Source organism: Pseudomonas sp. PLMAX (assembly GCF_046042685.1).
GTDB lineage: Bacteria > Pseudomonadota > Gammaproteobacteria > Pseudomonadales > Pseudomonadaceae > Aquipseudomonas > Aquipseudomonas putida_AE.
This window is the reverse complement of sequence record NZ_CP064949.1, coordinates 2256968-2269231: the sequence shown is the minus strand read 5'-3', so window position 1 is coordinate 2269231 and position 12264 is coordinate 2256968. Positions and strand designations below refer to the sequence as shown.

Below are 12264 nucleotides of genomic sequence, written 5' to 3'. Positions count from 1 at the left end.
ACGCTGACGATTCGCTCAGGAACGAAATATGGATTGCCAAGGCAATGAGCTTGCCCTTTCCCGGATCGCCGGCGCTATTGCGGAACCTGCGAGGACGAAAATGCTTTGCTCGCTGATGGATGGTCACGCGCGAACCAGTACCGAAATGGCCGTAATCGCCGACGTAAGTACCTCCACCGCGAGCGCGCATTTGGCCAGACTCAAAGAGGACGGGTTGCTCAAGCTGCACACGCAGGGACGGCATCGCTACTACAGTCTGGCGGACAAACAAGTGGCGCACGCGCTTGAAGCCCTCATGGTGGTTAGCCAATCCGCGAACGCCAGGTTTGTTTCTACCGCCCCTAACCGATTGCAGTTTGCGCGTACCTGTTATGACCACATGGCCGGAACCTTGGCGGTTCATCTGCATGATCATTTCATCGAGTCAGGTTGGTTGATGGTGTCTGACGCGGGTGACCCTGTGTATCAGCTGACTGACAGCGGCGAAGCAGCGATGGTTGGTCTCGGTATGGAAATCGCGAAAGCAAGGGTACAGCGACGTCGTTTCGCTTGCTCATGCCTGGACTGGAGCATGCGGCGCCCTCATCTGGGTGGAGCACTGGGAGCGGCTTTGCTACAGACAACTCTAAACCGCAAGTGGGTTATCCAGGACCTTGATAGCCGGGCACTTGCATTGACGCCCAAAGGGCGAAAGGAGCTGTCTGACCGATTTGGGATCACCGTTGAAAACCAGGAATAACGCATGTTTGCTGGATTCATGCGTTGTCCCTGACTCCATCGCGAGCAAGCTTGCTCCTACAGGAGGTTGCGGTTGGGCAAGGGACCAGTGTCGACAGCCCTGACACCCAGGCTTTGATTGAATCGCAACAGGTAGCCATCCGGATCCAGCACCAGGAAATTGAGCTCTCCATGCTCGCGCTCGTTATCGCGGTACCAGCACTCTTCAATGGGTCTGCGCAGTGCAATGCCGGCACCTTCGATGGCCTTGGCCAAGGCGTTGGCATCCGCGCAGCGGATCGAAAGGTTCATCCCTCGGCCATAGGGTGATTCCAGAGGACCAACCCGCCAGGGAGACGCCTGCAAGTCATCCTCTTCGAGCATCAATTGACTGCCCTGGAAAGACAGGAAAGCGAACTTGTGCTCTGGCCTTTCGTATTCAACCTGAAAGCCAAGTACCTGGCAGTAGAATGCCAGGCTGCGTTGCACGTCAGAGACAATCATCTCTGGAACCAATGGGTTCATCTTCATGAAGGGACTCCTTGTCGTTGTAGAACACCTCAGGCAGCAAAACGTTATCGTTCTCTGCCGGGGCAGGTTGTACCATGATTGATGCGCGGGTTCCTTACATCGATCACTGCCACTTCAAAACGGACTTGTCCAACACCGAAAAGGAGTTCCACCGTTGTCCGAACATCGCATCCGCCCCCTCGCCCTCTGTATCTTTCATCATCACGGCAAGATCCTGGTCAACCAGTTCCACGACAACGAAAACCAACGAACCCTCTACCGCCCCATCGGTGGGGGTATCGAGTTTGGCGAAAGAAGTGCCGATGCCATTGTCAGGGAAGTGCAGGAAGAGCTGGGCTTGTCGGTTCATGGCGTTCGTCTGCTGGGTACTCTGGAAAGCCTCTTCACCTATGCCGGTAAGCCGGGGCACGAAATCGTTCAGGTCTATGACGCGACATTCGATGACGAACGCGTCTACGAAGCAAAAGAACTGACAGGACACGAAAGCGACGGGGCATCGTTCATCGCCAGATGGTGCGACAGCACGGATTTCAGCCTCGCCTCCCCTCTGGTACCTGAGGGCCTTCAGGATCTGCTCAAGTCGCTGTTGCTACTCGAGTAGGCAGCCCTCACACCCATCCTTCTACCTCAAGCGCCTTCTGCACCGCTGGACGCTGGCGCACCCGGGCGTACCAGGCCTGGAGATGACTCAGGCCATCGAAGTGTATGTCAGCTTTGTAATAGGACTTCAGCCACTGGGCCTGCCCCCACCCCGTCAGGGCAAACAGGTAGGCATCGGCGACCGTGAAGGTGTCGCCGAGCAAGTATTGGCGGCCGGCCAGTTGTTGATCGACCCACGCAAAACGTGCCTGCAGTTTCGGTTTTACCGTGTCCACGTACTTGCCGGCCAATCCTGCATAGAGCAGGGGAATAAAGCCCTTGTGAATCTCCGACGTCAAAAAGCTCAGCCACTCCTGCAACCGATAGCGTTCCAGTGTGCCGTTGGACGGGGCCAATCCGGATTCCGGTCGCTGGTCGGCCAGGTACTGCACAATCACCGGTCCTTCGCGAAACCGGGTGCCGTCGGGCAGTTCAAGGATCGGCACGTAGCCGAGGGGGTTTACCGCGTAGTAATCGAGGGCACCGTCCACGGTGTGCTGCCGGTGATCCACCTTGAGCAGCGTGACATCAAGCCCCAGTTCATTGATGACGATATGCGGGGAAAGGGAGCAACTGCCAGGGATGTAGTAAAGCTTCACAATCGATCTCCTAAGCGGATCTGGTCCTGCACTTTCATCCGAAAAGTGCTGCAGCCTCATCTTAGGGATAAGGTATATAAATGGAAGAAGGCACTTTTTTATCATCTAGGTACATAAAATATACCTGGCATACCCTGGGGAAAACGCCATGAAAAAGAACGTGACGGGCTGTTCCGTGGAGGAAGCCATGCGCTTGTTGGGTGGCCGATGGCGTCTGCTGCTGGTGTCCTATCTGCTCGACGGCCCCAAGCGGTTCAACGAGCTGCGTCGGGATGTCCCGGGCATCTCGCAACGGATGCTGACCCTCGACCTGCGGGCACTCGAGGAAGTCGGGCTGCTCAAGCGCACGGTATACCCGACAGTTCCCGTGAAAGTGGAGTACGAACTGACCGAGGAAGGCGACCGATTGCGGCCCGTCGTCAGCGTGATGCGCGAGTTTGGTTTGTGGCTCAAGCAGAGTGGGAAAACCCTGATGCCTCCTGATCAAGAGAACCCGGCACGAGCGCTCCTTCAAACAGACCTGAATCCCGCAGGTACAGGGTCATGAGCAGCTCCCCGATCAATCACGTGCACGACCACGTATTTCTAGGCGCTTCGCACGATGAGAATGCCAGACGCACCCTCTGGGTCGTAGCGCTTACCCTGGTGATGATGGTGGGTGAAATCACCGCCGGATACATCACGGGCTCGATGGCGTTACTTGCCGATGGCTTCCACATGGCGACCCATGCCGGTGCATTGGGTATCGCGGCGGCGGCTTACGGCTACGCAAAGCGCCACGCCTCGAGCAAGCGTTACAGCTTTGGTACCGGAAAGGTCGGGGACCTGGGCGGGTTCGCATCGGCGCTCATTCTCGGCGTGGTGTCCCTGGTCATCGGCGTAGAGTCAGTCATGCGTCTCTTGCAGCCGACGGAGGTCCAATTCGGCACCGCGACACTCATTGCGATTGTCGGTTTGATCGTCAACATCGTGAGTGCACTTCTGCTTGGCCACGGTCACAGTCATGACCACCCTCACGACCATCACGACCATCACGACCATCACGACCAACACGACCAACATGGCCACGGACTTCACGGCAACGATAACAACCTGAAATCAGCCTACTTCCACGTCTTGGCGGATGCGCTGACCTCCGTCCTGGCGATTGCTGCATTGCTCGCTGGCCGGTACCTCGGATGGGTATGGCTGGATCCTGTCATGGGCATCGTGGGTGCCATTGTCATCGCGCGCTGGGCATGGAGCTTGATGGGCATCACCGCAAGCGTTCTCCTGGATCAAACCGATGAGCAGGTTGCAGCGGAGATCCGCGAACTGGTTGAGAGGCATGGCGATGCAACCATCACCGACCTGCACGTCTGGCGGGTTGGGCCAGAGGCGCGTGCCGCTATCGTCAGCGTCATTGGCCAAGCTTCGGCGAATGCCGAAAGCATTCGTGAACGACTTAAACCCGTTCACGAAGTCAGCCACCTGACGGTCGAGTTTCGATCTGCCTGATTTTCGAAAGCGCCCCCATTTTTATCTCTAAAGGAGCCCGCCATGCCCATGGGCAAACGTGAACTTGCAAGGATCGAGCGCCGCTTGATAGCGACGCTGACCGACGCCTGCGAAACAGCAAAAGCTGAAATCAAAGGCTTTACCTGGCTCACCCATACGGCCGACTTGAACGCGCTTGCGCAAACGCTGAAGGTGACCTGGGTGTTCGAAACGCTGGCCGACAAAAAACTCGCCCAGGCAAACTCGAAAGTGCGGATTCTTGAGCTGACGGCCATCGCACTGAAGGAGGCAGACATTGATCTCAAGCCATCAGATCACACTGTCCGCTTCGACTCCGAGGAGGAGTGCCAACGCACCCATGGTGGGGATTGGAACAAGCGCCTGGCGCAATTCGGCACGGCCAGGGGTCATTGACAATGGCCAAGGAAATCGAAAATCCCTGCATATCGATTTGCCAGTTGAGCGGCGATCTGTGTGTAAGCTGCGGGCGCAGCAAGGATGACATCAGGCAGTGGAAACGCATGAAGCGGCCGGAAAAAATGGCCGCTGTGCAAAGGGCGAAAGTGCGTTTGAAAGGGCTGAAGAAGGCACGTGGGTGAACGGCCATTGCTTTCGAATCACCGCCTGCGCGCTCCCCGTACAGTGAACCCAGACAGGCGAATAAAGCTTCATACAAACCAAGCGCCATGCCGATTCCGATGACTGACCACGCCAGTAAAAATACCGGCAATGAAGTGGCGCTGGCCATCAGGAACAATCCGAGCGCGACGTCCAGATTGGTCGAGCGCAAGCCATCCTGGCGCGTGCGATCTGATTCACATCCACCGCATTGGATCCTTTACTACGAAATATAAATATCGACCGATAATCGAACGGTTTATAAAAACAGTTAACTATATGTTTTAAAAGGATTTAATCGAATAAATAAAGTAAAAAAGTGAAAACACCAAAAAATCACACTTTTCAATGGATCCATAAATTGATTGACTGGCACTGCACGGTGTCAGGTACAGCGCCTGCCCGCTCATAAAAATAACAAGGGTGTCGGGATGAATGACTTCTCAATCGGGTTCGGGCTTCGGCTTGCACCCAGCTTCATGTGCCTTTCTCGCTTTACCTTTACCCAGCCTCGTCTCGAGGGGCAGCCATGAGTGTCGACCTGAAGAGCGTGGTAGATGAGCGCCCGATGGCGCGCTTCCAGTGGCTGGCCGTGGGCATCTGCATTGTCCTGAACATGATCGATGGCTTCGACGTGCTGGTGATGGCCTTCACGGCTTCCTCGGTGTCTGCCGAATGGGGCTTGAATGGCGCGCAGATCGGTTTGCTGTTGAGTGCCGGATTGTTTGGCATGGCGGCAGGCTCGCTGTTCATTGCGCCGTGGGCGGATCGTTATGGACGTCGGCCATTGATCCTGTTTTGCCTGCTGCTTTCCGGTGCCGGCATGCTGTTGTCGGCCCTCAGCCAGACGCCGCTGCAACTGGCGCTGCTGCGCGGGTTGACCGGGCTGGGGATCGGCGGAATCCTGGCCAGCAGCAACGTGATTGCCAGCGAATATGCCAACAAGCGCTGGCGCGGGCTGGCGGTGAGCCTGCAATCCACCGGTTATGCCTTGGGCGCGACCTTGGGCGGGCTGTTGTCGGTGTGGTTGCTGACGCACTTTGGCTGGCGTTCGGTGTTCATCTTCGGGGGCGCCGTGACCCTGGCGGTGATTCCTTTGGTGCTGCTGTATTTGCCTGAATCGCTGGACTTCCTGATCGCCCGTCGCCCCGCAAATGCCCTGGTCCGCATCAATCGCCTGGCCGCCCGCCTTGGCCAGCCCGCATTGCGCGAACTGCCCGTGGCCCTCTCGGCGCCGACTTCAGGTCGTGGCCGCCTGGCGCAGTTGCTCTCGCCGGATTCACGGCGCACCACCCTGTTGATCTGGCTGTTGTTCTTCCTGGTGATGTTCGGCTTCTACTTCGTGATGAGCTGGACGCCGAAGCTGCTGGTCTCGGCAGGGCTGTCGGCACAGCAAGGCATCAGCGGCGGTGTGCTGCTGAGCGTCGGCGGTATCTTCGGCGCCGCGTTGATCGGCGGCCTGGCCTCGCGCTGGCGGCTGACCCGGGTGCTGTCGCTGTTCATGCTGATTACCGCGGGCCTGCTGGTGCTGTTTGTCGGCTCCGCTTCATCGGTATCCATGGCACTGGGCCTGGGCCTGCTGATCGGACTGTTCGCCAACGGTTGCGTGGCGGGCTTGTACGCGCTGTCGCCGATTGTCTACGACGCTTCCGTGCGCACCACGGGGGTCGGTTGGGGCATCGGTATCGGGCGCATCGGCGCGATCCTGTCGCCCACCGTCGCCGGCCTGTTGCTCGACAGCGGTTGGCAGCCACTGCACCTGTATGGGGTGTTTGCCGTGGTCTTCGTGATTGCCGCTGCCGTGTTGCTGCAACTGCGGCCCAACGCCCCGGCGCAACCGGCCGCCCAACCCAGCCAGGCCTGACCATTACCAAGCAGTAGCGAGGCCCTGCCCTCGCTACCGACTCCATCCTCCAGGAAAACAACAATAATGACTTACTTTCCCCTCCCTCCCCGGGCCCTGCTCGGCGGTGCAATAGCGCTTGCCCTGATGCCTTCGGCGCACGCTGAAAGCAGCGGTTTTTTCGAAGATTCCAAGACCAGCCTGACGCTGCGAAACTACTATTTCAATCGCGACTTCAACGATCCCGGCGCCACCAAGAGCAAGATCGAAGAATGGGCCCAGGGCGCGATCCTCAAGTTCAGTTCCGGTTATACCCCGGGGGTTGTCGGCTTTGGCCTCGACGGTATCGCGATGCTGGGCGTCAAGCTCGACAGCGGCCCGCAACGCAGTGGTTCGGAGCTGCTGCCGGTGCATGACGATGGTCGCGCCGCCGACGACTACGGGCGCGCGGGCCTGGCGGCAAAAATGCGTATATCCGACACCGAGCTGATGCTTGGCGAGCTCATGCCGGACATTCCCCTGCTGCGCTACGACGACGGACGCCTGCTGCCGCAGACCTTCCAGGGCGCCATGCTGGTGTCCCGGGAGCTTCCCGGCCTGAGCCTGCAGGGCGGTCAATACACCTCGGTGAGCCTGCGCAACTCCTCGAACATGCAAGACCTCTCGGCCTGGGCTGCGCCCACCGTCATGTCGGACGCCTTCAACTATGCGGGCGCCGAGTACCGCTTCAACGAACAACAGACCCAGATCGGCGCCTGGTATTCGCAACTCGAAGACATCTATCAGCAGAGCTATCTGAACCTGCTGCATAAACAGAAAGTCGGTGACTGGACCCTCGGTGCGAACCTGGGCTACTTCATCGACAAGGATGACGGCAGCGCCCTGATCGGCAATGTGCAAAGCCATACCGCCTACGGGCTATTCTCGGCCAACCTGGGGGGCCACACCCTGTACCTGGGGCTGCAGAAGGTCAGCGGCGATACCGGCTGGATGTCCGTATACGGCAGCAGCGGGCGAACCCTGGGCAACGATATGTTCAACGGCAACTTCAGCAACGCCGACGAGCGTTCCTGGCAAGCGCGTTATGACTACAACTTCGTCGCCGTCGGCCTCCCCGGCCTGCTGCTGATGACCCGCTACGGTCACGGCGACAACGCCACCACCAAGGCCGGCAGCAATGGCAAGGAATGGGAGCGCGACACCGAGGTCAGCTACACCCTGCAAAGCGGCCCGCTGAAAAACCTCAGCCTGCGGGTCAACAACGCCACCAACCGGCGCAGTTTCAACAGCGACTTCGATCAGACCCGCGTCATCGTCAGTTACCCCCTCTCCCTCTGATCCTCCCGCCAGGGGCGCTCGTCGCCCCTGTATCTCTCCCCTCCTTGCGTTACTATGGCGAACCAACTTCTGGAAGTCGCCTGCATGAGCAAACCGGGTCAAATGGTGCTGGTCGCACTGCGCAAAATGATTGCCTCAGGCGAGCTGGCGGCCGGCGAACGGCTGATGGAGATCCCGACGGCGGAACGCTTCGGCGTCTCGCGCATGCCGGTGCGCATGGCGTTCCTGACCCTGGAACAGGAAGGCTTGCTGGTGCGCCATGGTGGCCGGGGTTATCAGGTGCGCTCGGTGAGTGCCGACGATATCGCCGGCGCCGTGGAGGTGCGTGGGGTACTGGAGGGTCTGGCGGCGCGACAGAGCGCCGAACGCGGCTTGAGTGAAGAAGCACAGGCGGCGCTGCGCGAATGCCTGGTGCAAGGCGATGCGCTGTTCGACAAGGGCTACGTGACGGAAGAAGACCTCGAGGCGTTCCATGACCTCAACATGCGCTTTCACCAGGTGATCGTCGACAGCAGCGCCAACCCGGCGATTGCCGAAGCCCTGGCGCGCAACGACCATCGCCCCTTCGCTTCAGTGTCGGCGCTGGCAATCGATCGCCAGGACCTGGCGCGCGAATACCGGCGCTTCAACTTCGCGCACATGCAACACCACTCGGTGTTCGACGCGCTGGTCAGCCGCCAGGGCGCACGCGCTGAAGCCATCATGCGCGAACACGCCAATGCAACGCTGCGTTACGCCGAGGTCTTCGGGGCGATCAGCAACAGCGACCGGATGAAAGTGATCGCCCGCGGCGAGTGATCGGCGGGATCAGAGGTCCAGCACCAACAGCTTGGACTTGGACCTCGAACAGCAAGGCGTGAACTGATCATTGGCTGCTTGCTCTTCTTCAGTGAGGAACAGGTCACGGTGCTCCGGCACCCCTTCCAGCACACGCGTCAGGCAGGTGCCGCAGATGCCCTGCTCACAGGAAAGCGCAATCTCGACACCGTGACTTTCCAGCACCTGGACCACCGTCTTGTCGGCCGGAATGTCGAACACCTGCCCGCTGCCGGCCAGCTTGACCTGGAACGACCCATCGGCACTGGTATCCACCGGCGCCGCGGCGAAGTATTCACGGTGCAAGTGCTCGTCGCTCCAGCCCTGGGCCTTGGCGCTGTCGAGCACATGCTGCATGAAGCCTGAAGGGCCGCAGACATACAGGTGCAGGTCAGGCCGCGGATGGGCCAGGACCTTGGCGGCATCCAGGCGCGAATCGGCCTCTTCGTCGAAATGCAGGTGCACGCGATCGGCAAAGGAGGCGCCTTTGAGTCGCTCGACAAACGCCGCACGCTCACTGGAGCGGGCACAGTAATGCAGTTCGAAATCGGCGCCGCTGTGGGCCAGATGCTCGGCCATGCACAGGATCGGGGTGATGCCGATGCCGCCGGCGAACAACAGGCTGCGCCGCCCCTCGGCCACCAGCGGGAAAAGGTTGCGAGGCTCACTGATGAACAGTCGGTCGCCGTTGTTGATCTGCTCATGCAGGCTCTGGGAACCGCCGCGCGAGGCGGTGTCCTTGAGCACGCCGATCAGGTAGCGATGGCGCTCTTGCGGGTGATTGCACAGCGAGTACTGGCGGATCAGCCCACCAGGCAAGTGCACGTCAATGTGGGCCCCGGCACTGAAACCGGGCAATTGCCCGCCTTGTGCGCAGGCCAGCTCGTAGCTGCAGATATCCAGGGCTTCGTTGTTGCGGGATGTCACGACGACTTCAATCATGGCGCACCTTCAAGACCGGCCACCGCAGTGGCCGTGAACAAGATCAATGGGAGTGGACTGGCGTAGCGCTCGAGCTAGTTGGCCGTGGCAATCAGCTCGACCGCCGGCGCCCGCTCACGGGCGATGATGCGCTCCAGCACGCGCCGGGACTGCACACCACCGGCATCGATATTGAGCTTGAGCAGGTTGCGCTGGGGATTGGCCAGCAGGTTCTTCTGCTGCTGTTCGAGCATGTCGAGGTCTTCGCTGAAGATCTTGCCCTGGCCTTCGCGGATGGTGGCGGTCAGTTCTTCGTCGTGGGGATTGAAATTGCGCGCCATGCCCCAGAAGTACCAGATCGACGTCTCGGTTTCCGGGGTAATGAAATCGACCACGATGCTCGCAGCCTTGTGTTGCGGCTCGGCGTCGTAACCGCCTTTACCGGCGTGAGCCACGCCCACCTCGATCAACACGTGGCTGGGTGGACTGAAGCGGCAGATCTGCCAGCGGTCCACCGGCACATCGTCGGCCAGGTTGTTGCCCCGCAGGGCCATGCGCCAGAACGGCGGCGCCATGATGTTTTCCATGTGCCGGGCGGTAACCACCTCGTCACCCTCGACGGTGGTGACCGGCGCCGCTTCATCGATCTCTTTCTGGCCGATGCTCGAGGCGTGCACGTAGGTTTCGTGGGTGAGGTCCATCAGGTTATCGATCATCAGTCGATAGTCGCAATTGATGTGGAACAGCCCGCCGCCGTAGGCCCATTCGTCACTGACAGCCCATTCCAGATGATGGATCAGTGCAGGGTCAGCCTTGTCCTGCTCACCAGGCCAGACCCAGATGAAACCGTAGCGCTCTTCAACGGCGTAGGTCTTGTTGCACGGAAAGCCCCGTACGCGCTGGCCGGGCATTTCGACGGTCTTGCCATCACAGCCCATGACCAGGCCGTGATAGCCACAGACCAGGTTGCCGTTCTCGACATACCCCAGCGAAAGGGGGGCGCCGCGGTGTGGGCAAAAATCCTCGACGGCGGCCACCCGCCCTTCCTGCCCACGATAGAAAACGATTTTCTCACCGCATATCTGCCGCCCCAGGGGCTTGGAAGCGATCTCTTCAGGGGTGCAGGCGACATACCAGGTGTTTTTCGGATACATAGGGATTCTCCGGACAGGCTTGTTTTTATGGATCCATTTGAGCGGATAATCCTGACATGCGTCAAGCTTTTTGCTGATTTTTGACTATTAATGGATCCATTAAAGCCAAAGCAGTGATTTCAACCTTTCGCACACTTGATGCCGGCGAAGTCGGTCCTGACTACGTGGATGACACTTTTGAAGCCAACCGCTGCAGCGCCTGCCTCGATAATCGTTAGCTTACTGACGAACTGTCGAGGTCAAGCATGACGAGCACAACTACGGAACAAGTCAGCCCGAAAACCCTGAGAAGAGTGATCGTGGCTGCCGGCATCGGCAATTTCGTCGAGTGGTTCGACTTCGCCGTCTACGGCTTCCTGGCCACGACCATCGCCCAGCAGTTTTTCCCCAGCGGCGATGCCAGTGCCGCGCTGCTCAAGACCTTTGCGGTATTTGCCGTGGCCTTTGCATTTCGGCCCCTTGGCGGGATTTTCTTCGGCATGCTGGGCGACCGGATCGGCCGCAAGCGCACCCTGGCGATGACGATTCTGCTGATGGCCGGTGCGACGACCCTGATCGGCCTGCTGCCCACTTATGCCGCGATCGGGGTCACGGCGCCGATTCTTCTGTCGTTGATCCGTTGCGCCCAGGGCTTTTCCGCCGGCGGTGAATACGCCGGTGCCTGCGCCTACCTGATGGAACATGCACCGAGCGATAAACGCGCCTGGTACGGCAGCTTCATCCCGGTATCGACGTTCTCCGCCTTCGCCGCGGCAGCCGTGGTGGCCTACGCACTCGAGGCGTCTTTATCCGCCGAAGCGATGGGCAGCTGGGGCTGGCGCCTGCCGTTCCTGATTGCCGCGCCGCTGGGCCTGGTGGGTTTGTACCTGCGCTGGAAGCTCGATGAGACACCGGCCTTCCAGGCGGTGACCGAGGAACACGCCGTCGCCCACTCCCCACTCAAGGAAACCTTGCGCAACCATGGCGCGGCCATCTGTTGCCTGGGCGCCTTCGTGTCGCTCACAGCGCTGTCGTTCTACATGTTCACCACCTACTTCGCGACCTACCTGCAGGTCGCGGGTGGCCTGAGTCGCGCAACAGCCTTGCTGGTGTCACTGATCGCCTTGCTGTTCGCAGCGGCGATCTGCCCGCTGGCCGGGCTGTATTCGGACCGGGTCGGGCGGCGAATGACGGTGATGACCGCGTGCGCGCTGCTGATCGTGGCCGTGTACCCGGCGTTCCTGATGGCCAGCTCCGGCTCGTTTGCAGCGTCCGTCGCCGGCGTGATGCTGCTGGCGGTCGGCGCGGTGTTGTGTGGCGTGGTCACCGCAGCCCTGCTTTCGGAAACCTTCCCGACCCGCACTCGCTACACCGCCTCGGCAATCACCTACAACATGGCCTACACGATTTTCGGCGGCACCGCGCCGTTGGTGGCCACGTGGCTGATCAGCACCACCGGCAGCAACCTGTCGCCGGCGTTCTACCTGATCGCGATTGCCTTGCTGGCGCTGGCGGGGGGACTGGCATTGCCTGAGACATCACGGATTTCCCTGCATGACATTCCGGTAGAGGGCAAAGGCGCAGGTGTGAGGGCTGCGGCCTGAAACATCAA

Annotated in this window: 14 protein-coding genes and 1 pseudogene; 10 read left to right on the top strand and 5 right to left on the bottom strand. The window is 59.9% G+C overall.

The genetic code is table 11. The features are described 5' to 3' along the window. Positions 1-28 precede the first annotated feature (28 nt). Positions 29-739: an ArsR/SmtB family transcription factor gene (locus tag DKB71_RS10440; RefSeq protein ID WP_408600300.1), complete on the top strand. Its 711-nt coding sequence runs from the start codon at positions 29-31 to the stop codon at positions 737-739. 56 nt (positions 740-795) lie between these two features. On the opposite strand, the gene DKB71_RS10435 is transcribed toward DKB71_RS10440, so the two are convergent. After that, positions 796-1248 carry a bleomycin resistance protein gene (locus tag DKB71_RS10435; RefSeq protein WP_408600299.1) on the bottom strand — a complete coding sequence of 151 codons (453 nt, stop codon included), beginning with the start codon at positions 1246-1248 and terminating at the stop codon, positions 796-798. Between the two features lie 154 nt (positions 1249-1402). Between DKB71_RS10435 and DKB71_RS10430 the strand changes: the two genes are divergently transcribed. Continuing rightward, positions 1403-1849: an NUDIX hydrolase gene (locus DKB71_RS10430; protein ID WP_408600298.1), complete on the top strand. Its 447-nt coding sequence runs from the start codon at positions 1403-1405 to the stop codon at positions 1847-1849. Positions 1850-1856: 7 nt separating this feature from the next. Here DKB71_RS10430 and gstA read toward each other — a convergent pair whose 3' ends face one another. Further along, positions 1857-2486, bottom strand: coding sequence for a glutathione transferase GstA (gene gstA / locus DKB71_RS10425; protein ID WP_408600297.1), 630 nt, complete (start codon positions 2484-2486; stop codon positions 1857-1859). Between the two features lie 148 nt (positions 2487-2634). On the opposite strand from gstA, the gene DKB71_RS10420 reads away from it, so the two are divergent. The 4 genes from DKB71_RS10420 to DKB71_RS10405 are packed head-to-tail and all read left to right on the top strand — an operon-like array spanning position 2635 to position 4582. Then, the gene (locus DKB71_RS10420) at positions 2635-3033 is read left to right on the top strand and encodes a helix-turn-helix domain-containing protein (protein WP_323627899.1); all 399 of its coding nucleotides are present in this window, start codon (positions 2635-2637) and stop codon (positions 3031-3033) included. After that, on the top strand, positions 3030-3983 hold the full coding sequence (gene dmeF / locus DKB71_RS10415; protein ID WP_408600296.1) for a CDF family Co(II)/Ni(II) efflux transporter DmeF: 954 nt from the start codon (positions 3030-3032) through the stop codon (positions 3981-3983). The genes DKB71_RS10420 and dmeF overlap by 4 nt, the downstream gene beginning before the upstream one ends. Positions 3984-4025: 42 nt before the next feature. Next, a complete protein-coding gene (locus DKB71_RS10410; protein WP_408600295.1) occupies positions 4026-4397 on the top strand; it encodes a hypothetical protein in 372 nt (123 codons plus the stop codon). Positions 4398-4399: 2 nt separating this feature from the next. Further along, the gene (locus DKB71_RS10405) at positions 4400-4582 is read left to right on the top strand and encodes a DUF1289 domain-containing protein (protein WP_274076393.1); all 183 of its coding nucleotides are present in this window, start codon (positions 4400-4402) and stop codon (positions 4580-4582) included. 23 nt (positions 4583-4605) lie between these two features. On the opposite strand, the pseudogene DKB71_RS10400 reads toward DKB71_RS10405, so the two are convergent. Continuing rightward, positions 4606-4773: pseudogene (locus DKB71_RS10400) on the bottom strand (MFS transporter); the annotation flags it as partial. A 357-nt stretch (positions 4774-5130) separates the two neighbouring features. On the opposite strand from DKB71_RS10400, the gene DKB71_RS10395 reads away from it, so the two are divergent. From DKB71_RS10395 to DKB71_RS10385, 3 genes are all read left to right on the top strand, one after another. Beyond that, positions 5131-6465, top strand: coding sequence for an MFS transporter (locus DKB71_RS10395; protein ID WP_408600294.1), 1335 nt, complete (start codon positions 5131-5133; stop codon positions 6463-6465). 126 nt (positions 6466-6591) lie between these two features. Further along, positions 6592-7782 carry an OprD family porin gene (locus DKB71_RS10390; protein WP_408601077.1) on the top strand — a complete coding sequence of 397 codons (1191 nt, stop codon included), beginning with the start codon at positions 6592-6594 and terminating at the stop codon, positions 7780-7782. 84 nt (positions 7783-7866) lie between these two features. Continuing rightward, entirely contained in the window at positions 7867-8580 is a 714-nt protein-coding gene (locus DKB71_RS10385; RefSeq protein ID WP_274076467.1) for a GntR family transcriptional regulator, read from the top strand. 9 nt (positions 8581-8589) lie between these two features. Here the strand turns inward: DKB71_RS10385 and DKB71_RS10380 are convergent, their stop codons facing one another. Beyond that, entirely contained in the window at positions 8590-9540 is a 951-nt protein-coding gene (locus DKB71_RS10380) for a PDR/VanB family oxidoreductase (protein ID WP_408600293.1), read from the bottom strand. A 74-nt stretch (positions 9541-9614) separates the two neighbouring features. Continuing rightward, positions 9615-10673 carry a Rieske 2Fe-2S domain-containing protein gene (locus tag DKB71_RS10375; RefSeq protein ID WP_408600292.1) on the bottom strand — a complete coding sequence of 353 codons (1059 nt, stop codon included), beginning with the start codon at positions 10671-10673 and terminating at the stop codon, positions 9615-9617. A gap of 245 nt (positions 10674-10918) precedes the next feature. On the opposite strand from DKB71_RS10375, the gene DKB71_RS10370 reads away from it, so the two are divergent. Continuing rightward, positions 10919-12256 (top strand): MFS transporter, encoded by a 1338-nt coding sequence (locus DKB71_RS10370; protein ID WP_408600291.1) that lies wholly within the window; start codon positions 10919-10921, stop codon positions 12254-12256. The last annotated feature ends 8 nt before the right edge of the window (positions 12257-12264 follow it).